This is a genomic window from Pseudaestuariivita sp. (assembly GCF_052825805.1).
The window spans coordinates 222,639-241,586 of the sequence record NZ_JBRBVB010000002.1 but is presented as its reverse complement, the minus strand read 5'-3'; the positions used below and the strand labels follow the sequence as shown (position 1 = coordinate 241,586).

18 protein-coding genes are annotated in these 18,948 nt (G+C 65.2%); 9 read left to right on the top strand and 9 right to left on the bottom strand.

The window, feature by feature from the left end; genetic code table 11:
• Positions 1–321: 321 nt before the first annotated feature.
• Complete coding sequence (gene xth / locus ACU0B3_RS02250) at positions 322–1,104, top strand: exodeoxyribonuclease III (RefSeq protein WP_446259179.1); 783 nt, start codon at positions 322–324, stop codon at positions 1,102–1,104.
• Between the two features lie 78 nt (positions 1,105–1,182).
• Here the strand turns inward: xth and dksA are convergent, their stop codons facing one another.
• Positions 1,183–1,605: an RNA polymerase-binding protein DksA gene (gene dksA, locus ACU0B3_RS02245; RefSeq protein WP_446259178.1), complete on the bottom strand. Its 423-nt coding sequence runs from the start codon at positions 1,603–1,605 to the stop codon at positions 1,183–1,185.
• Between the two features lie 186 nt (positions 1,606–1,791).
• On the opposite strand from dksA, the gene ACU0B3_RS02240 reads away from it, so the two are divergent.
• The 6 genes from ACU0B3_RS02240 to ACU0B3_RS02215 all read left to right on the top strand — a co-directional run bounded on the left by ACU0B3_RS02240 (position 1,792) and on the right by ACU0B3_RS02215 (position 7,088).
• Positions 1,792–2,634 carry an AAA family ATPase gene (locus tag ACU0B3_RS02240; protein WP_446259177.1) on the top strand — a complete coding sequence of 281 codons (843 nt, stop codon included), beginning with the start codon at positions 1,792–1,794 and terminating at the stop codon, positions 2,632–2,634.
• Positions 2,635–2,856: 222 nt separating this feature from the next.
• Positions 2,857–3,312 carry an N-acetyltransferase family protein gene (locus tag ACU0B3_RS02235; protein WP_446259176.1) on the top strand — a complete coding sequence of 152 codons (456 nt, stop codon included), beginning with the start codon at positions 2,857–2,859 and terminating at the stop codon, positions 3,310–3,312.
• Positions 3,312–4,685 (top strand): DUF2927 domain-containing protein, encoded by a 1,374-nt coding sequence (locus ACU0B3_RS02230; protein ID WP_446259175.1) that lies wholly within the window; start codon positions 3,312–3,314, stop codon positions 4,683–4,685. Before ACU0B3_RS02235 ends, ACU0B3_RS02230 begins: the two co-directional genes overlap by 1 nt.
• A gap of 14 nt (positions 4,686–4,699) precedes the next feature.
• Positions 4,700–4,870 carry a hypothetical protein gene (locus ACU0B3_RS02225; RefSeq protein WP_446259174.1) on the top strand — a complete coding sequence of 57 codons (171 nt, stop codon included), beginning with the start codon at positions 4,700–4,702 and terminating at the stop codon, positions 4,868–4,870.
• A 292-nt stretch (positions 4,871–5,162) separates the two neighbouring features.
• Positions 5,163–6,347, top strand: coding sequence for a vWA domain-containing protein (locus ACU0B3_RS02220; protein ID WP_446259173.1), 1,185 nt, complete (start codon positions 5,163–5,165; stop codon positions 6,345–6,347).
• Between the two features lie 57 nt (positions 6,348–6,404).
• Entirely contained in the window at positions 6,405–7,088 is a 684-nt protein-coding gene (locus ACU0B3_RS02215; protein ID WP_446259172.1) for a M48 family metalloprotease, read from the top strand.
• A 141-nt stretch (positions 7,089–7,229) separates the two neighbouring features.
• On the opposite strand, the gene ACU0B3_RS02210 is transcribed toward ACU0B3_RS02215, so the two are convergent.
• From ACU0B3_RS02210 to ACU0B3_RS02200, 3 genes are read right to left on the bottom strand one after another with little or no spacing between them, the layout of a single operon-like run.
• Positions 7,230–7,772 carry an RSP_2648 family PIN domain-containing protein gene (locus ACU0B3_RS02210; protein WP_446259171.1) on the bottom strand — a complete coding sequence of 181 codons (543 nt, stop codon included), beginning with the start codon at positions 7,770–7,772 and terminating at the stop codon, positions 7,230–7,232.
• Position 7,773: 1 nt separating this feature from the next.
• Positions 7,774–8,982: an RSP_2647 family RNA methyltransferase gene (locus ACU0B3_RS02205; RefSeq protein WP_446259170.1), complete on the bottom strand. Its 1,209-nt coding sequence runs from the start codon at positions 8,980–8,982 to the stop codon at positions 7,774–7,776.
• 54 nt (positions 8,983–9,036) lie between these two features.
• Positions 9,037–9,501 (bottom strand): hypothetical protein, encoded by a 465-nt coding sequence (locus ACU0B3_RS02200; RefSeq protein ID WP_446259169.1) that lies wholly within the window; start codon positions 9,499–9,501, stop codon positions 9,037–9,039.
• A gap of 352 nt (positions 9,502–9,853) precedes the next feature.
• Between ACU0B3_RS02200 and edd the strand changes: the two genes are divergently transcribed.
• Together edd and eda are read left to right on the top strand one after the other, a co-directional pair.
• A complete protein-coding gene (gene edd, locus ACU0B3_RS02195) occupies positions 9,854–11,659 on the top strand; it encodes a phosphogluconate dehydratase (RefSeq protein ID WP_446259168.1) in 1,806 nt (601 codons plus the stop codon).
• A gap of 10 nt (positions 11,660–11,669) precedes the next feature.
• Entirely contained in the window at positions 11,670–12,308 is a 639-nt protein-coding gene (gene eda, locus ACU0B3_RS02190) for a bifunctional 4-hydroxy-2-oxoglutarate aldolase/2-dehydro-3-deoxy-phosphogluconate aldolase (protein ID WP_446259167.1), read from the top strand.
• Between the two features lie 77 nt (positions 12,309–12,385).
• On the opposite strand, the gene ACU0B3_RS02185 is transcribed toward eda, so the two are convergent.
• From ACU0B3_RS02185 to ACU0B3_RS02165, 5 genes are all read right to left on the bottom strand, one after another.
• A complete protein-coding gene (locus tag ACU0B3_RS02185) occupies positions 12,386–13,108 on the bottom strand; it encodes an alanyl-tRNA editing protein (RefSeq protein WP_446259166.1) in 723 nt (240 codons plus the stop codon).
• Entirely contained in the window at positions 13,105–15,522 is a 2,418-nt protein-coding gene (locus ACU0B3_RS02180) for a DUF3772 domain-containing protein (RefSeq protein WP_446259165.1), read from the bottom strand. The genes ACU0B3_RS02185 and ACU0B3_RS02180 overlap by 4 nt, the downstream gene beginning before the upstream one ends.
• Positions 15,519–16,553, bottom strand: a complete 1,035-nt coding sequence (locus ACU0B3_RS02175) for a cysteine synthase A (protein ID WP_446259164.1) — start codon at positions 16,551–16,553, stop codon at positions 15,519–15,521. Before ACU0B3_RS02175 ends, ACU0B3_RS02180 begins: the two co-directional genes overlap by 4 nt.
• Positions 16,554–16,607: 54 nt before the next feature.
• A complete protein-coding gene (locus ACU0B3_RS02170) occupies positions 16,608–17,501 on the bottom strand; it encodes an NUDIX domain-containing protein (RefSeq protein WP_446259163.1) in 894 nt (297 codons plus the stop codon).
• Positions 17,502–17,665: 164 nt separating this feature from the next.
• Positions 17,666–18,874: a class I SAM-dependent methyltransferase gene (locus ACU0B3_RS02165; protein ID WP_446259162.1), complete on the bottom strand. Its 1,209-nt coding sequence runs from the start codon at positions 18,872–18,874 to the stop codon at positions 17,666–17,668.
• Between the last annotated feature and the right edge of the window lie 74 nt (positions 18,875–18,948).

Sequence of the window (18,948 nt, the reverse complement as noted above, 5' to 3'; positions counted from 1 at the left end):
TGTTGATGTGGGGGCATCAATCAATTAACGATTTGATCCGAAATTTTCTTATCCACAGCCCGTTAATAAACATTAACGGAGCGCCCTCGCGGGAGGGTAGCGCTCGAATCATTAAGGCTTTGTTAACGTTCTCACCCGGGCGAAAAGGTCGAATTGGAACGACGATTCGCGCTAGGCACGGCACTCATCGGCGTCCGCACCAGTGTGGGATCTGAGTTTCGAACGCCGCGAGCCGCCACAAGGTTCCAGACGTCGGTTCCTGGCTGCGGGTTGCTCTTGGCCCGGCACTCGCCGATAGAGGGGCATCGGGAGGGCCGCGCCATGAAAATCGCCACGTTCAACATCAACGGGATCAAGGCGCGGCTGAGCGCGCTCTGCGACTGGCTGGACGAGGCGCAGCCGGACATTGTGGCGCTGCAGGAGATCAAGTCCGTCGACGACGCCTTTCCCCGCGAGCCGTTCGAAGAGCGCGGCTACAACGTCGAAACGCACGGGCAGAAGTCGTTTAACGGTGTGGCGCTGCTCTCGAAACACCCGCTCGAGGACGTGGTGCGCGGGCTGCCCGGTGACGAGAGCGACGAGCAGGCCCGCTGGATCGAGGCGACCGTGGTCGGCGAGACCCACGCGCTGCGCGTCTGCGGGATGTACCTTCCGAACGGCAATCCGGCGCCGGGGCCGAAGTACGACTACAAGCTGGCCTGGATGGAGCGCCTGCATGATCGCGCCCAAGCGTTGATGGAGGCCGAGGAGCCGGCGCTGATCATGGGCGACTACAACATCATCCCGCAGGCCGAGGACGCCAAGACGCCGGAGAGCTGGCGCGAGGACGCGCTCTTTCGCCCCGAAAGCCGGGCCGCGTATCGGCGGATCCTCAACCTCGGGTTCACCGAAGCCTTCCGCGCGCGGACTTCAGGGCCGGGGCATTACTCGTTCTGGGATTACCAGGCAGGCGCCTGGCAGCGCGACAACGGCATCCGCATCGACCACGTGCTGCTGACGCCGGAGGCGGCGGACCTGGTCACAGAGTGCAAGATCGACGCCTACGTGCGCGGCAAGGAAAAGCCGTCGGATCACGTGCCGGTCTGGATCGACATTTCGTTGTAACGGCAGATGGGTGCGAGCACCCATCCTACGGAGTATGCGCTTGGCGCGTAGGATGGGTGCTTGCACCCATCGCCCCTCTCAGTCGTCGCGGTGGACCTTTTCGCGGCGCTCGTGGCGTTCCTGCGCTTCGAGGCTCATCGTCGCGATCGGGCGCGCGTCGAGGCGGCGCAGCGAGATCGGCTCTCCGGTCACGTCACAATAGCCGTATTCACCCTCGTCGATCCGGCGCAGGGCGCTGTCGATCTTGGCCACCAGCTTGCGCTGACGGTCCCGGGTACGCAGTTCCAGCGCGCGGTCCGTCTCTTCGGAGGCGCGGTCGGCGACGTCCGGGATGTTCCGGGTGCCGTCCTGAAGGCCCTGGATCGTGTCGCGGCTCTCGTCGAGGAGGTCCGCTTTCCAGGCCAGCAGCTTGCGGCGAAAATACTCGGTCTGCCGCTCGTTCATGAACGGCTCGTCTTCGGCAGGGCGGTAGTCGTCGGGCAGAAAGGTCTCGGCCTTCATCGGTGTGTCCTTTTCCAACGCCTTGTCAGCAACGCGAGCTGGCAACTTGTAAAGGAGGGCTGGCGACCACCCCCCGTGCTCGTTGCGCGTCGTTTACGGCACGCGCCAACCCTTGTCACTAGCAATTCGCACTGGCATGGAACGCCCCAGGCCGCCATGCGCACCACCCACCTCAGGAGCCTCGCCATGCAGTTCACCGGCACCGAAACCTACGTCGCCACGGACGATCTGACCGTCGCCGTGAACGCCGCCGTCACGCTCGAACGCCCACTCCTGGTCAAGGGCGAGCCCGGCACCGGCAAGACCGAGCTGGCGCGGCAGGTCGCCAGTGCGCTCGGGCTCGAGATGATCGAGTGGTCGATCAAGTCCACCACCAAGGCGCAGCAGGGGCTCTACGAGTACGACGCGGTCAGCCGTCTGCGCGACAGCCAGCTGGGCGACGCGCGGGTCGAGGACGTGAGCAACTACATCAAGCGCGGCAAGCTCTGGCAGGCGTTCGATGCGGACAAAAAGGTCGTGCTGCTGATCGACGAGATCGACAAGGCGGACATCGAGTTCCCGAACGACCTGCTGCAGGAGCTCGACCGGATGGAGTTCCACGTCTACGAGACCGGCGAGACGGTCAAGGCGCGCCACCGCCCGATCGTCATCATAACCTCGAACAATGAAAAGGAGCTGCCGGACGCGTTTCTGCGGCGCTGCTTTTTCCACTACATCCAGTTTCCCGAGGCGGAGACGATGCGCAAGATCGTCGAGGTGCACCACCCGGACATCAAGGCGCAGCTCCTCGAGACCGCGCTCACCCAGTTCTACGAGCTGCGGGAGACGCCCGGCCTCAAGAAAAAACCCTCTACCTCCGAAGTGCTCGACTGGCTCAAGCTGCTGCTGGCGGAGGACCTGAGTGCGGAGGACCTCAAGTCGTCCGGCGCAAACGCCCTGCCCCGCCTGCACGGCGCACTTCTCAAGAACGAGCAAGACGTGCATCTCTTCGAGCGGCTCGCCTTTATGGCGAGAAGCGGGCGGCTCTGACACGAGCCCGGACACGCGCGCGCCAAGGCCATACGGCAAGATTTCCTCATCATTCCCAGTGCCTTACACCTACGGCGCCGCTTCCTTGTCCAAAACGCAACAGTTTTCTCGCTGCGCCCGCACATGGTTACGAAACCGTGAAAATGCCTTATAGTCATCGGAAATAAGTCAGGGTCGCCCGGCAAGAAGGTAAGACCTGATAACGAGCATAATGGCAGGCACATGACCGCAAGTCGCACTGGGTTCGTGCGCGCCCTCACCCGGGAAGACCGGGGGGCGTGGGTCGACCTTTGGACACAGTATCTGGCGTTCTACGACACCGCAGTGCCTGCGTCGGTCTATGACAGCACGTTTGACCGCCTCCTGGGGGAGGACCCACGCGACTTCAACGCCATGGTCTATGAGCATGACGGCGCGGTCGTGGGGCTGGTCCATTACCTTTTCCACCGTCACTGTTGGAAAGTCGAAGACACCTGCTACCTGCAGGACCTTTTTGTTGCACCAGATGCACGCGGCCTGGGGGCCGGGCGTGCATTGATCCAAGCTGTCTACCAAGCCGGCGACGCCGCCGGCGCCCCGTCCGTCTATTGGCTCACTCAGGACTTCAACGAAACCGCGCGAACGCTCTACGACCGTGTCGGAGCGCTCACGCCCTTCATCAAGTACCAGAGAGCCTGATGCGCCAGTATCGAAAATACATTCTGCCTGTATATCTGCTGCTCGGTGCCTGTATGCCGGTGTCGCCGTCGGAAACCCCGACCCGCGCGCTTGCACACGAAACCCAGCTGCCGATCATGAAATCCTTCGCGTCGCCCCGTCCCGTGGCGCCGCAACGCTCCAATTCGGACATCGCCCGCGATTTCCTGGATTTGTCCTTCTCGCTGGAGTCGGGTCGCACCATCCCGACGCTCACGCGGTTCGAAGGTCCGATCTCGCTGCGCGTGACGGGGACGTTCTCCCCGACGCTGCAAAGCGATCTGAGCCGCTTGCTCGCGCGTCTGCGCAACGAGGCGCGCATCGACATCCAGCAGACCAACGCGCCCGCCGCGAACATCACCATCGAGAGCGTCAGCCGGGCCGACATCCGCCGCGCGCTGCCGATGGCGGCCTGTTTCGTGGTGCCGAACGTCTCGTCGCTGGCCGAGTACCGCGCCAACAAGCGCAGCCAGGCGGTGAACTGGACAAAGCTGCGCACGCGCAGCCGGATCGCCGTCTTTGTGCCCTACGACGCGCCCCCGCAAGAGGTGCGCGACTGCCTGCACGAAGAACTCGCGCAAGCGCTGGGTCCGCTCAACGACCTCTACCGGCTGCCGGATTCGGTCTTCAATGACGACAACGTGCACACGGTGCTGACCGGCTTTGATATGCTGATCCTGCGGGCCTACTACGATCCGGCCCTGCGCAACGGCATGTCGCGCCGCCAGGTCGCACGGCTCATCACGCCGATCCTGTCGCGCATCAATCCCGCAGGGGACGGCATCCCGAGCGCCCGCATGGCCCGCACGCCGCGGCCGTGGATCAACGCGGTGCAGACCGCGCTTGGCCCGGGCGCCAAGGCCGAGGCGCGGCACGTGGCCGCGGTCGAGGCGCTCAACATCGCCGGCGCGCTGCGCTGGTCGGACCACCGGCGCGGCTTTTCGCACTACGCTGTGGCGCGTCTCAACCAGCTGTCGAACCCGCGTCTGGCGGAAACCGAGTACCGCAACGCGTACGCCTATTTCTCGCGCTCAAGCCTCTTTACGCTGCACCGCGCCTTTATCGCCTCGCAACTGGCGGGCATGGCGATTGCCGCAGGCGATGCCAATGCCGCACTCCAGCTGGTGATGCCGAGCATCCCGGTCGCGCAGCGCGCTGAGAACGCCGCGCTTCTGGCGACGCTCCTGATGCTGCAGGCCGAGGCGATGGAGCTGCAAGGCCGCAGCGCCGAGGCCGAGCGGGTGCGTATGGACAGTCTTGGCTGGGCGCGCTACGGGTTCGGCCCGGAATGGGCGGTGCGCTCCAAGATGCGCGAAATCGCGGCACTCAACCCGCAGAAACGCCCGCGTTTGTAACCGCGGAGAACCTCATGCCGCTCGCTTTGACCGGTCTTGCGTTAGGCGCCCTTCTGGGCGCCTTCGTTGCGTGGAGGCGCAAGGGCAAGATCACCGACATCCTGCAATATGCCGCGGGCTACGGCATCTTCTTTGCCCTGATCGGCATGATCGCCGCGATCACGATCTTTCGGATGGCCGGCTAAGCCGCGCCATCGACGGGCCGCGGTACGTCGATCCACGGTCCTTCTAAACACCTTTATGGTGGCCAAGTCCGGAAGACCTTCGAGCGACCGGCTGACTAAAACGTATCGACGTGCGTCACGCCAAAGGCGTGCCGTTCACAAGTGGCGCACCTCTGGTGCGACGGGGCGGCCCGTCATGTCGAAGACATGCCTCTGGCATGATGGCGCGGCGGCCTACGGCCTTGATTCCGCGCTCGGTTCATTGCTCAGAAAGCCTATTCACCATGCCGAATGAGGATGCTACGCCGCCCCCATGTTCGTCCCCTTCTTCGAAACCCTCCGCCGTACCGGCGTGCCGGTCTCCCTGCGCGAGTACCTGACCTTCCTCGAGGCGATGAGCGCGGGGCTCGTGACCTATGACGCCGAGGCGTTCTACTTTCTGGCGCGCAGCGCGATGGTCAAGGACGAGCGCAACATCGACAAGTTCGACCGCGCCTTTGCCGAGATGTTCGAAGGACTCGAGAAAATCTCGCTCGAGGACATGGTCGAACAGACCGAGATCCCGCACGAGTGGCTCGAAAAGCTCGCCGAAAAGACGCTGAGCCCCGAAGAGCGCGCCGAGATCGAGGCGCTCGGCGGGTTCGACAAGCTCATGGAAACGCTTAAGAAACGCCTCGAAGAGCAGAAAAAGCGCCACCAGGGCGGGTCCAAGTGGATCGGCACCGCAGGTACCTCCCCTTTTGGCGCCTACGGCTACAACCCCGAAGGCGTGCGCATCGGCCAGGACAAGAGCCGCCACCAGCGCGCGGTCAAGGTCTGGGACAAACGCCAGTTCCGCAACCTCGACGGCGACGTCGAGCTGGGCACCCGCAACATCAAGGTCGCCCTCAAACGCCTGCGCCGCTGGGCGCGCGACGGGGCGGCGGACGAGCTGGACCTCGACGGCACGATCCGCGCCACGGCTGAGCATGGCTATCTTGATGTGCAGACCCGGCCCGAGCGGCGCAATGCGGTCAAGGTGCTGCTCTTCCTCGATGTCGGCGGTTCGATGGACCCGCATGTGAAGGTGGTCGAAGAGCTCTTCTCCGCCGCCCGCGCCGAATTCAAGCACCTCGAACACTTCTACTTTCACAACTGCCTTTACGAGGGTGTCTGGCGTGACAACGCCCGCCGCTGGCAAGAACAGACACCGACATTCGAGGTGCTGCGCACCTACGGGCCGGACTACAAGTGCATCTTTGTCGGGGATGCGTCGATGTCGCCTTACGAGATCGCCTATCCGGGCGGCGCGAACGAGCATTGGAATGCCGAGGCGGGCCAGGTCTGGCTCGCGCGTGCGCGCGAGCACTGGACCTCGCACCTCTGGATCAACCCGACGCCCGAGCGGCACTGGCGCTACACCCAGTCGATCGGCATGATCCGCGAGATTTTCGAGGACCGCATGGTGCCGATGACGCTCGAAGGGCTCGAGGCGGGGATGCGCACTTTGACGCGTTAACGCCGTGCCGCCGCGCGCCGACTTGCTCCGCCCGCGCGCTGCCCCCATATCAGGCGCATGATCAAGCTTCTCCCGATCCTGCTCGCCGTGGGCTATGGCCTCGTGATGTACCGCCTGTCGGTCTGGCGGACAAAAAAGGAGCTCGACGAACGCTCGACCGAGCTGGCGGACCCGAGCTTGCGCCAATATTGCGACCAGCTGGCCGCCGCGCTCGAGATCGACCGGGTGCGCGTCTTTATTTACGAGATCGACCCGGTGAACGGGCTCGCCGCGCCGGACGGGCGCATCTTCATCACACGCGGCTTCTATCGCAAGTTCAAGCAGGGCGAGGTCTCGGGCGCCGAGATGGCATCCGTGATCGCACACGAGCTGGGCCATGTGGCGCTGGGGCACACGCGGCGGCGGATGATCGACTTTTCCGGGCAGAACGCGATGCGCGCGACGCTGGGCATGATCCTGTCGCGGTTTATCCCAGGCATTGGCGTCTGGATCGCCAATGCGCTGACGACGCTGGTCGCGGCGCGCATGTCGCGCGGTGACGAGTATGAGGCGGACGCCTATGCCGCGGCGTTGTTGACCAAGGCCGGGATCGGGATTGGGCCGCAAAAGACGCTGTTTGAAAAGCTCGAGGCGCTGACGCAAAGCCGTGGCGGGGCCATGCCCGCTTGGCTGATGAGCCATCCCAAGACAACCGAGCGCATCGCCGCACTCGAGGCTCTGGAGCACAAGTGGCAGGCTTAGAGAGCCTTGCGTAAGCCGATTGCAAGCCGTAATTCACGCGCCGTCCCGCGGGGTGGCGCAATCGCGCCGCCCCAGGGGGCGGGTCGGCGCGGCCTGACGGTTCCCGTCAGGCCGGTGCTTTGATTTAAGCGTGAGTTGGCTTTACGATTCCAAAGCCTTCCCGAGCCTAGGCAACCGCGCCTTGCGCATGAGCTTGCGGATCGGCCACGCCTCACCGGACAAACGCTCCGCCTCTGCCTGAACGCGCTCGGCGACGGGTGTGACCTTGGACGCGTCTGCGTTGAGCAGACCCAAAAGCAGGGCGTCGGGATTGGACCTTGTCAGCCCCTCTTCGGCGAGCACATTGCGCGGAAAGTCCTTGGCGTTCACCGTGACGATCCCGTCAGCCGAGCTGCTCACTGCGAGCGCAAGCACGTGGATGTCGGCGGGATCGGGCAGCCAGAGGCGGCGTTCGAGCGCTTCGGGCCAGTCCTTTGCCGCGTCCGGGAACGCGCGGGACACGGCGCTGATCTCGATCTCGGCCTGCACCTGCCCTGCGGGTCCCAGCTTGAGCGCCGCCCGGCGCCACTCCTCGAGGATGCGCGCGGACCAGATGGGAGTGTATGCGCCCGCGCCCGCGACCCCCAGCAGCATCTCCCGCATCACAGTTGGGTAAAGCACGCAGGTGTCGAGGACGAGCTTCATCCTAAAGCGCGAAGAAGAGCGATTTGAGGTAGCCCGATTCCGGCAGCTGCGGCAGTTGCGGATGGTCGGGACCCGCGCCGCCCTGGTGGATCAGCTTGCCCGTGCGTCCGGCGCGCCCGATGCCGCGGATGCAGGCACCGCGAAACGCCGGCAGGTCGGCGGCGTGCGAGCAGGAGCAGAGGCCGAGAATTCCGCCCTCTTCCACCAAAGGCGCCGCGAGCCGCGCGATCCGCTCGTAAGCGCGCAGCCCTGCGTCTCGCGCCTGTTTGCTGGGTGCAAAGGCGGGCGGGTCGCAAATGACAACGTCGAACCTCGCGCCTTCGGCGTTCAAGGCGGCGAGCACGTCGAAGGCATCGCCCGTTCGGGTGGAGAACCGGTCCCTGGCGCCCATCCGCTCGGCGCCTTCTTCGGCGAGCGCCAAGGCGGCGGCGCTGGCGTCGACCGACAGCGCGGATGTTGCGCCGCCCGCGAGGCTGGCCAAGGCAAACCCGCCGACATGGGAAAAGACGTCGAGCACGCGCGCGCCCTCGGAGAGGCTCCGGGCAAACGCGTGGTTCGGCCGCTGGTCGAAAAAGAGCCCCGTCTTTTGCCCGCTCACGAGGTCAGCCATGTAGGTCGCCCCGTTCATCGGGACCGGCAGCGGTGCATCCGGCGCCTGACCGCGCAAGACGCCGGACACATCGTCGAGCCCCTCGAGCCCGCGCGTGCGCCCGCCAGCGTTTTTCAGAACATGCGCCGCGCCCGTGACCTCGCAAAGCGCATCCGCGAGCATCTCGATCCGCGCGTCTGCCCAGGCGGCATTCGGCTGCAGGGCGCAGGTGTCGCCAAACCGGTCGATGATGACGCCGGGCAAGCCGTCCGCCTCGGCATGGACCAGACGGTAATACGGCGCATCAAAGAGCCGATCCCGCAGCGACACCGCACGGCGCAGACGCGCACAAAGCCATTCATGGTCAATGACTTGCGTCAGATCGCGGTCCAGAACACGCGCCGAGATCTGCGAGCCAAGGTTCACCGCAACGAGCGCCAGCGGCTGACGCTCGGCATCTTCGAGCACCGCGATGCTGCCCGGCGCGATCTTTTTCGCGCGGCGGTCGAGGACCAGCTCGTTTTGGTACACCCAAGGCGCACCATGGCGGATCGCCCGCGCGTTCGCCTTTGGCTTGAGACGCAGAACAGGGAGATCGGACAAAGAAAGGGGCGGCTTCATGCCGCCCCTGATAGCTTTGTGACCAAGACAAAGAAACCCGTCTATGCGCTGCCGTTACAGACGGTTTTTTAACGTCGCAAGTTCAGACGAAAGCTGGCTTGCGATCTGTTGCACCAGGTCGGTCCGGGTGAGAGCAAGCTGCTGACCTGACTGCAGCTTGAACCGAACGTTCCTGGCCAGACCAATCGCCCGATTGGTGGCGGGGTCCACCGGCTGGAGCCGGAAGACGACCGCCTGGGGCGACGGGCCATCCTGTGTGACGCCGGGAAAACGCCTGACCGTCAGATCGAGCCGTACGGGACGGTCCACCGCCCAGGTGGCCAGCACCTGGTCGAGACTGTCTTCGAACAGCTCTTCGATCTGCGGACGGCTGTGCGGCACCCGTGCCTCCACCCGGCTTTGCACCATCGCATGCATCGACATGCCATAGACCGAGCCAAGTGAGGTTTGCGCCTCCGCCCCAACGGTTAGGAGGGCGAAGCCCGCGACCATAAGCGGCCGCATCCATTTGCCCAACATCGTACTGCCTTTCCTCAAATCCGCCGAATTATGTGATCTGATGTCTCTCGGCGGTTGACCCTTTGTTTACGATAATCTGGGCGACTTTGTGGCAAAGCGCAGACTTATTTGAGATTTGGGTCTCAATTAACCCTTTATTCGCCGATTGAGCCCCGATTTCGGGACAATCGCGGCAGCGCGCCGCGGCATCGAGCCTTGCAGGAGAAACAATGCGGAGGTACACGGCAGGCAGCCGTTAGCGCTATCATGGCCTTTCCCCCCGCGCTTTGGTAGACGCACACCAGCCGGACCCTCCGGTCCACGCCAGCCTGCCGCCCTGCCCCCGGGCGCGCCCTGCCACAAAAGGTGCTCCATGTCGCTCCATCCCACGCTTGCCAAGGTCACGGACCGCATCCGCGCCCGCTCCGAAGAGAGCCGCGCCGCCTATCTCGACAAGATCGGCAAAGCAGGCACCGACGGCGTGCGGCGCGCGCATCTGACCTGCGGCAACCAGGCCCACGCCTATGCCGCGATGGGCGCCGATCAGAGCCCGCTCGTCGAGGCGCGCGCACCGAACCTCGGAATCGTGACCGCCTACAACGACATGCTTTCGGCGCATCAGCCGTTCCAGACATTTCCCGACATCATCAAGGCCGCGGCGCGCGCACAGGACGGCACTGCACAGGTCGCGGGCGGCGTGCCGGCGATGTGCGATGGCGTCACGCAAGGCCAGCCGGGCATGGAGCTGTCGCTCTTTTCCCGCGACGTGATCGCGCTCGCGGCGGGGGTGGCGCTGAGCCACAACACCTTCGACGCCGCGCTCTATCTGGGCGTCTGCGACAAGATCGTGCCGGGCCTCGTGATCGCCGCCGCCACGTTTGGCCATATCCCGGCGGTGTTCATCCCCGCCGGTCCCATGCCCTCGGGCCTGCCAAACGATGAAAAGCAGGCGGTGCGCAAGAAGTTTGCCGCCGGCGAGATCGGCCGCGACAAGCTGATGGAGGCGGAGATGGCTTCCTACCACTCCCCCGGCACCTGCACATTCTATGGCACCGCCAACTCGAACCAGATGCTGATGGAATTCATGGGCCTGCACCTGCCCGGCTCGTCCTTCGTCAACCCCGGCACGCCGCTCCGCGAGGCGCTGACGGTGGCCGGGACCGAGCGGGCGCTGGCGATCACGGCGCTTGGCAACGACTACCGTCCGGCAGGCCATGTGCTCGATGAGAAGGCGTTTGTGAACGGGATCGTCGGGCTCATGGCGACGGGCGGGTCGACCAACCTCGTGCTGCACTTGCCGGCGATGGCGCGGGCGGCGGGGGTGCTGCTGGCACCGGAGGACTTTGCCGAGATTTCTGCCGAGGTCCCCCTCCTCGCGCGGGTCTATCCCAACGGTCTGGCGGACGTGAACCATTTCCACGCCGCCGGAGGTCTGGGCTTCGTGATGGGCCAGCTTCTGGGTCAGGGCCTCTTGCACGACGACGTGGTGACCGTCGCGGGCGACGGCCTCGCGCGCTATACCGAGGAGCCGCAGCTCAAGGACGGTGCATTGACCTACGTGCCCGGCCCGACCGACAGCCTCAACGACAAGATCGTGCGCACCGCCGCAGCGCCTTTCCAGGAAAGCGGCGGACTGGCCGCGCTGAATGGCAATCTCGGCGGCGGCATCATGAAGGTCTCCGCCGTCGCGCCTGAGCTGCACGTGGTCGAGGCGCCCGTGCGCATCTTCCACGATCAGAACGACGTCAAAACCGCGTTCCGCGCAGGTGAGCTGACCGAGGACGTGGTGGTCGTGGTGCGCTTTCAGGGACCCGCCGCGAATGGCATGCCCGAGTTGCACTCGCTGACGCCCACCCTGTCGGTGCTGCTCGACCGCGGGCTCAAGGTGGCGCTGGTCACCGACGGGCGCATGTCGGGCGCGTCGGGCAAGGTGCCGTCGGCCATCCACGTCGCGCCCGAGGCGGCCAAGGGCGGACCGCTTGCCAAGCTGCGCGACGGCGACATTGTCCGGGTGGATGCCGTCAAAGGCACCCTCGACTGCCTCGCGGAGGACTTCGACGCCCGCGAGCCGATCTCCGTCGATCTGTCCGCCAATACGGTTGGCATCGGGCGCGAGATGTTCGAGATGTTCCGCCAAACCGCCGGAACCGCCGACACCGGCGCCGGCGTTGTCGTGTAAGGAGGCCCCCATGATGACACCGCAAGAAGCCAGCAAGCGCGCGTTTGAAATCTGCCAGATGGCGCCTGTGGTGCCCGTGCTGGTCGTCGACGACGCCGCCGTCGCCGCCCCGCTGGCCAAGGCGCTCGTGGCCGGCGGATTGCCGGCGCTCGAGGTGACGCTGCGCACCGAGGCCGCGCTCGACGTGATCCGCGAGATGGCGGGCGTCGAGGGCGGCATCGTCGGCGCCGGCACGCTCATCACGCCCCAGGACGTGCAGGCGGCCAAGGACGCGGGCGCGCAATTCGGCGTGTCTCCGGGTGCGACCGAGCGCTTGCTCGCGGCCTGCGAAGAGGCCGAGCTGCCCCTCCTGCCGGGCGCCGCGACGGCCTCCGAAGCGATGGTGCTCCTCGAGCGCGGCTACACGCTGCAAAAGTTCTTCCCCGCCGAGGCCTCCGGCGGCGCCGCCGCCTTGAAAGCAATCGGCGCGCCCATCCCTCAAGTCACTTTCTGCCCGACAGGCGGCGTGACGCCCGGCAACAAAGCCGACTACCTCAGCTTGCCCAACGTCGTCTGCGTCGGCGGATCGTGGGTGGCCCCCAAGGACAAGGTCGCTGCGGGCGACTGGAACGGGATCGAGGCGCTGGCGCGCGAGGCCGCAAAACCCTGACGCCGGGGATGTGTGACATCACCCATCCTACAAGTGCAGCACTTAACCCGTAGGATGGGTGCTCGCACCCATCCCGCTCAGCTGCCCAGATGCAGATAGACCCGCCGGTTCTGGCGGCCTTTCTTCTCGAACTTGCCGAGACGCAGCGCGCCGATCTCCCCGGTGCGCGCCACATGCGTGCCGCCGCAGGGCTGCAGGTCCACCTGCTCCCCGTCCTCGCCGATCCGCACCAGCCGGATCATGCCCGCCCCGCGCGGGGGCTGGACGGACATCGTCTTGACCAGATCGGGCTGCCGGTCGAGCTCGGCCTCGCTGATCCAATCCTCGGTCACGACAAGATCCCGGTCCACGAGGTCCGTAAGCAGCTCCTGCAGCGCCTCCTTGTCCTGCGTCATATCCGGCATGTCGAAGTCGAGCCGGCCTTTCTCGGCCGAAATCGATCCACCCGTCACCGGCAACGGGATCACCACGGACAGCAAGTGCAGCGCCGTGTGCACGCGCATGTGCCGGTGCCGGCGGTCCCAGTCGAGCTCCTGCACGACCTCCGCACCCACAGGCGGCAAAGCGCCCGGCTCGCCGGGTACCAGCGCGATCTCGTCACTGCCGCGCACCTTGACCGCCGTGGCGATGGGCAGCGCCCCACCCTCCCAGCGCAGCACGCCGCTGTCGCCGGGCTGTCCGCCTCCCGTGGGGTAGAACACCGATCCCGCGCAGACCACGCCGCCCTCCGGCGTTTGCGCCGTCACGGTCGTTTCGGCCAGACGCTGGTAGGGATCGGAGCGAAAAAAGAGCTCGGTCATGACTGGCCCTCCGGGTTGCCCTCGCTGGGGTGAAATGTGCCGGCCTCCACGTCGTCTTCGTCCACGTGGCGCGGGATGTTCTTGCCGGGCTCGGACAGCGCCCCAGTGAGCGCATCGGCATTGCGCACCCAGATGTCGCGCTGCGCGAAGGGAATTTCGATGTTCTCGTCCTGGAAGCGCTTGGCGATCTCGTGGTTCAGGTCCGTGCGCACCGCCACCAGGGAGTTGATGTCACGGATGATGGCCCGCACGCGGAAATCGAGCGCATCCGCGCCGAACCCCATGAAGTCGACGCCAGGCGCAGGGTTCAGCAGCACCATCGGGTGCGCCTCGACGATCTCGCGCAGGATGCCCTCGACCTTGCGCGTGTCCGACCCGTAGGCGACGCCCACGGGGATCAGCACCCGCCCGACCTGGCTGCCCCGCGTCCAGTTGATCACGCTGCCCGAGATCAGGTCCGCATTCGGCACGATCACGTCCGTCCGGTCAAACGTCTCGATCCGCGTCGAGCGCACAGAGATGTTTTTCACGATCCCCATGTAGCTGCCGACCTCGATCCAGTCGCCCTCCGCAATCGGCCGCTCGATCAAAAGGATGATGCCGGAAACAAAGTTCGAGACCACCGTCTGCAGCCCAAACCCGATCCCGACCGACAGGGCGCCTGCGACGATGGCCAGCGAGCTGAGATCGATGCCCGCCGTCGTGATGGCGACGATGGCGGCGATGAATATCCCGACATACCCCAGCCCCGAGACGATCGCATTCTGCCCACCCGTGTCGATGCGTGTGCGCGGCAGGACGGACGAGCGCAGCGCGCCCTGCCCCAGCCGCGTGATCGTGTAACCGATGACAAAGACCAGAACAAACGTCAGGAAATCGCTCGGCGACACCCGCGTCTCGCCAATGGAAAAGCCCGCCTGGAACTGCGACCACAGCTCGGTCAGGTCCGCGACCCGCGCGCCCCAGATCAGCGACAGTGGCGGCATGGCAAGCAGCGTGATCGCAAAGTTGACCAACACTGGCGCCAGACCGTCGCCCTCGTGCGCCTTGTCCGCCGCGCGGAACGCCTCGCGCACAAGGCTGTGCAGCACCACCACGACCGCCGCGAGACCCAGCGTCAGGATGGTTGGAAAGACCAGACCCTCCGCCGCCGCGCGGTAACCCACCAGCGCCAGGACCGGACCGGCCAGCGCAACGAGAACGATCGCCCGCGCCAAAAGCTGCACGACGCGCCCGCGCAGCATGCGCTCCTCGCCGTCTTCCTCGGCAACGCGCACGGCCGCGATCAAAAGCGCACCCGCCCGGAACAGGATCAGGCCCGTCGCCACGATGATCGGCGCCACCAGCACCGCCATCGTCTCGGGGCTGTACCGGTCATAGACGCCGATCTCGGCCACGAAATCATGCACCACATAAAGCAGCGCGAGCAGCGTCATGTAGGTCCGCGCTTCCGCCCGCTGCAGGCCGCTAATGGCGAACAGTGCCAGCTCTGAATTGCGGTTAAAGATGCGATCCCCCAGCCAACGCGCCACAAGGATGATCGCCCCCCAAAGCGGCACAAAGTCCAGAAGGTGCGCCGCCCTCAGCCCCACCAGCCCGGTGGCAAAGATCGCCTCGGTCAGCGCATAAAGCCCGATCAGCGGCACGATGATCCCACCGAACGAGACAAGCGTCGCCCAGATCTCGAGCCCGCGCCGCGAATGCTCCGCAACGTAGCCCGAGGCCCGCGCGATCCAGACCCGGCCACGCAGCACAAAGGCGAGCGCGATCACGAGGTAAAAGAGGATTTGCGGGATATTTGCCCGCATCTCCTCGCGCTGCGCCTCCGACGCCCACGCCTTTTGCGCATCCCGCCCGATGGTGCTCAGCGACATGCTGAGGTCCGTGAAGGCCGGCCCCCAGTAGGCCGGGTTCACCGGGGTCGGCCCCATCGAAAACAGCTCTTCGGACTGCCGCTCGCGTATGGTCACGTCGATCTCGCCGATCAGCCCGTCCGCCCGGGTAAAGGCTTCTTCGGCCCGGCGCACCGGCGCCAAGAGCCGCTCGAGCTGCGCGTTGAGGTCCGCGCGGCGCCCGGCAATGTCCGGGTCCTCGCTTGCGCCTTCTTCCGGGACTGGGCCCAATGCGGCGATCTGCGTGCGCAGCGTCTCGATCCGGGCCGCGTTGATCGATTGCGCGGCCAGAAACCGCTCGCGGAACTGGGCAAGCTGCGTGCGCAACGTCTCGAGCGCCGCGGTCGAGGCGCGCCCGTTCTCCAGCGCCGTCTCCGCCCGCGTGGCCGTGCCGCTCCATTCCTCGTAATTTGGGACGACATCGGCCCCGGCCTCCTGCGCGGCCGCAGGCGCACCGAACATCACCCAGACCGCCAGAACCGCGACCAACAGCGCGCGGCACATCTGCGTCACCTGTCTCATGCGTCTTCAAAGACCTCCGGCACCGGCGCCGCGACCTTGTCCAGCCACTCCGGCACCGGCAAATCCTTGGAGCGCAGGAACTCGGGGTTAAAGAGTTTGGACTGATACCGCGTGCCGTAGTCGCACAGGATCGTCACAATCGTATGCCCCGGCCCCATCTCGCGCGCCATGCGGATCGCGCCGGCGACGTTGATCCCGGACGAGCCACCGAGGCAGAGGCCCTCGTGCGCAAGCAGATCGAACACAATCGGCAGCGCCTCCTCGTCCGGGATCTGGAACGCCATATCCGGCGTGAACCCCTCGAGGTTGGCAGTGATGCGCCCCTGCCCGATCCCTTCGGTGATCGAGCCGCCTATCGAAGCCAGCTCGCCTTGCGTGTAGAAGTTGTAAAGCGCGGCGCCCATCGGATCGGCCAGCCCGATCTTGACCCCCTTGGGTTGCAGCGCCATCCCGACGCCCGCCATCGTCCCGCCCGAGCCGACCGCGCAGATGAACCCGTCGACCTTGCCGCCCGTCTGCGCCCAGATCTCCGGACCGGTCGTGTCGATATGCGCCTGCCGGTTCGCGACATTGTCGAACTGGTTCGCCCATATCGCGCCGTGCGGCTCCGTCTCGGCCAGCTTTTGCGCCAGCCTCTGCGAGTATTTGATGTAATTGTTCGGGTCTCGGTAAGGCTTGGCCGGCACCTCGACCAGCTGCGCCCCTGCAAGCCGCAGCATCTCCTTCTTTTCCTGGCTTTGCGTCTCGGGGATGACGATCACCGTGCGGTAGCCCAGCGAAGCACCCACCAGCGCCAACCCGATGCCGGTGTTGCCCGCCGTGCCCTCGACGATCGTTCCGCCTGGCCTCAGCTCTCCCGACGCGATGGCGTGCTGGATGATCGACAGCGCCGCGCGATCCTTGACCGACTGGCCGGGGTTCAGGAACTCCGCCTTTCCGAGGATTTCACAGCCCGTGGCCTCGGAGGCGGCCGTCAGCCGGATGAGCGGAGTGTGACCGATCGCATCGACCAGATTTTTGGCTACGCGCATGACGCCTCGCAAACTTGAATTTCGCGCCCGGTCTATGCCCGCCGCGCGCCTGTTTCAAGCCGCGCCCGCCGCCTGCCTCAGTCGCGGGCGATGTCGTGCCAGCCAATGCCCCATCATCGCGAGCGGCATGGCCGACAGACGATTTATATCGACCATCTCAAGAAAGGCGTCGAAAGTCATCCGGTGCGCCCGGATGTCCTCGCCCTCCGCATCGAGCCCGCCCAGCCCTTCGGCGCTTTCAGGAAGGTCCGCAAGTCCCAGGAACATATGGTAAAACTCGGTTGACGCGCCCGGCGAAGGATAGCCCCGCGCGATGAGTTCGAGGCTCTTGAGCGCCAGCCCTGCCTCCTCTTCCGCCTCGCGGCGGGCCGCTTCCTCCGGCTCCTCGCCAGCGTCCACGAGACCGGCGATCGGCTCGAGAACCCACGCCGTTCGGGACCCCCTCAAATGCGGCGCGATGCGGAATTGTTCGACGAGCAGCACGCAGTCCTGGACCGGATCATACGGCAGCACCAGCGCCGCATCGAAAGCGGTAAAGACCTCGCGCCGCGTCGGCGCCATCTCGCGCCCGTCGAACCGCGCATGGGCCACGTCACAGGTCTTGAGCGCAAAGAAACCGCCGTGGCCGTACCCTTCGTTCGTCAGTGCCACATCCCGCGGTGCCTCGGCCAGATCGCGTAGCAGGTCTCGGCGCGCCAGCACCCGGCTCCACGCCCGCATCTGCGCCGTCCTGAGCCTTTTGCGGACTGCACTCGGCGCCTCACGCTTTGACCAATAAAGGACCTCGGGCAGCATCTCCTCGAACATCGCAAGCACCTTAGGGTTGCCTATTAGTGAACTGCTTTCACTGCCCAAAATGGGAAAGGCATTGTCTTCGGCATGTGGTGCGATGTCGGCAAAGCATTCCAGCAGGCGTGACACCCGGTCCCAATCCGCAGTGACCTCCATCACAGATACCGGCTGTTTCTCCTCCGTCGGATGAAACCCAAGCAGCCCATAGTCTAAGGAAACCACATCGAAACAGAGGCTTGCGACCCGCTCCTCACCTGAGTTTGCAAGACCGTGCGCCGCCAGAAGCTGCGCGAGCCGCGTTGGCAGGAGCCGGGTTTCAGTCACGCCGGTTTGCGGATCGTGATCTGGGTCACGTCACAATTGCCGCTTTGGAAGGTTGAGGCGCAAGATGTCAGGTAAAAGTTCCACATGCGGCGGAAGCGGTCGTCGAAGCCGAGCGATTTCACCTCGTCCCAGCGGTCGTTGAACGTCTCGTGCCAACGGCGCAGGGTCTGTGAGTAGCTTTCGCCAAATTCTATTGATTTCTCGACACTTAGCCCGGCTTTCTCAACCTCTGCCTTAAGAACGGTGGGGGCCGGCAGCATCCCCCCAGGAAAGATGTATTTCTGGATGAAATCCACCCCCCGTTTGTAGACATGCCAACGGCGGTCCTCGACCGTGATGATCTGCAGCGTGGCTTGCGCACCGGGCCGAAGGCGGTCCCGGACGGTCTGGAAGTAGGCCGGCCAGTACTTTTCCCCGACCGCCTCGAACATCTCGATCGACGCGATGCCGTCGTAGACACCGCGCTCGTCGCGGTAGTCCTGCAGCTTGAAGGCGACTTTATCGGAAAGCCCTGCCTTTTCAATGCGCTCCACGGCGTAGTTATACTGCTCTTCGCTGATCGTCAGGCCGGTCACCTTGAGCCCGCGTTCCTTGGCCGCGTATTCCGCGAACCCGCCCCAACCGCAGCCGATTTCCAGCACGTGATCGCCGGGCTTGACGCCCATCTGGTCGACCATCGAGGCGTATTTGGCGATCTGCGCGGCCTCGGTGCTCTCCTGCCCTGTAGTGAAGAGCGCCGACGAATAGGTCATCGTGTCATCGAGCCAAAGCGCGTAAAATTCATTCCCAAGATCGTAGTGATACGAAATATTCTTTTTCGCTTGCCCGCGGGAATTGGATTGCAGCCAGAACCGCAGCTTTTCGAACTGGCGCACCAGACCCATGCCGGGAAAGGCGTCGTACATGCTTTCGTTGTCGTCGTGCACGAGGTCCATGAAGGCTTGCAGGTCCGGCGTCGACCACCACCCGTCGAGGTAAGCGTCGCAAAAGCCCAGATCTCCTTCGCGAATAAGTCTTGCAAAGAGATCGGCGTTGTGGATTTCCACCACCGCAACCGGGCCCGGATTCCTGGCATCCGCGCGGAACGTGCGCCCGTCGGGCAGGACAAAGTCCACCCGCCCGTTGTTCATCTCCTGCGCCATGGCAAAGACGCGCGCAAAGTAGCGCGGCAGCCCGGTCTGGCCTTCGGTGGATGTCAGAACCATGGTCGTGTCTCCCAACTGACCGTCACGCTAGGCTGTGAGTTGCGTCCCGTGCAACCTGTAACCCTGCGGCATCG

Excerpts from the sequence above, each read along its gene's own strand:
- xth (WP_446259179.1), top strand. The coding sequence starts at position 322 with ATGAAAATCGCCACGTTCAACATCAACGGGATCAAGGCGCGGCTGAGC.
- dksA (WP_446259178.1), bottom strand. The coding sequence starts at position 1,605 with ATGAAGGCCGAGACCTTTCTGCCCGACGACTACCGCCCTGCCGAAGAC.
- ACU0B3_RS02240 (WP_446259177.1), top strand. The coding sequence starts at position 1,792 with ATGCAGTTCACCGGCACCGAAACCTACGTCGCCACGGACGATCTGACC.
- ACU0B3_RS02235 (WP_446259176.1), top strand. The coding sequence starts at position 2,857 with ATGACCGCAAGTCGCACTGGGTTCGTGCGCGCCCTCACCCGGGAAGAC.
- ACU0B3_RS02230 (WP_446259175.1), top strand. The coding sequence starts at position 3,312 with ATGCGCCAGTATCGAAAATACATTCTGCCTGTATATCTGCTGCTCGGT.
- ACU0B3_RS02225 (WP_446259174.1), top strand. The coding sequence starts at position 4,700 with ATGCCGCTCGCTTTGACCGGTCTTGCGTTAGGCGCCCTTCTGGGCGCC.
- ACU0B3_RS02220 (WP_446259173.1), top strand. The coding sequence starts at position 5,163 with ATGTTCGTCCCCTTCTTCGAAACCCTCCGCCGTACCGGCGTGCCGGTC.
- ACU0B3_RS02215 (WP_446259172.1), top strand. The coding sequence starts at position 6,405 with ATGATCAAGCTTCTCCCGATCCTGCTCGCCGTGGGCTATGGCCTCGTG.
- ACU0B3_RS02210 (WP_446259171.1), bottom strand. The coding sequence starts at position 7,772 with ATGAAGCTCGTCCTCGACACCTGCGTGCTTTACCCAACTGTGATGCGG.
- ACU0B3_RS02205 (WP_446259170.1), bottom strand. The coding sequence starts at position 8,982 with ATGAAGCCGCCCCTTTCTTTGTCCGATCTCCCTGTTCTGCGTCTCAAG.
- ACU0B3_RS02200 (WP_446259169.1), bottom strand. The coding sequence starts at position 9,501 with ATGTTGGGCAAATGGATGCGGCCGCTTATGGTCGCGGGCTTCGCCCTC.
- edd (WP_446259168.1), top strand. The coding sequence starts at position 9,854 with ATGTCGCTCCATCCCACGCTTGCCAAGGTCACGGACCGCATCCGCGCC.
- eda (WP_446259167.1), top strand. The coding sequence starts at position 11,670 with ATGATGACACCGCAAGAAGCCAGCAAGCGCGCGTTTGAAATCTGCCAG.
- ACU0B3_RS02185 (WP_446259166.1), bottom strand. The coding sequence starts at position 13,108 with ATGACCGAGCTCTTTTTTCGCTCCGATCCCTACCAGCGTCTGGCCGAA.
- ACU0B3_RS02180 (WP_446259165.1), bottom strand. The coding sequence starts at position 15,522 with ATGAGACAGGTGACGCAGATGTGCCGCGCGCTGTTGGTCGCGGTTCTG.
- ACU0B3_RS02175 (WP_446259164.1), bottom strand. The coding sequence starts at position 16,553 with ATGCGCGTAGCCAAAAATCTGGTCGATGCGATCGGTCACACTCCGCTC.
- ACU0B3_RS02170 (WP_446259163.1), bottom strand. The coding sequence starts at position 17,501 with ATGGAGGTCACTGCGGATTGGGACCGGGTGTCACGCCTGCTGGAATGC.
- ACU0B3_RS02165 (WP_446259162.1), bottom strand. The coding sequence starts at position 18,874 with ATGGTTCTGACATCCACCGAAGGCCAGACCGGGCTGCCGCGCTACTTT.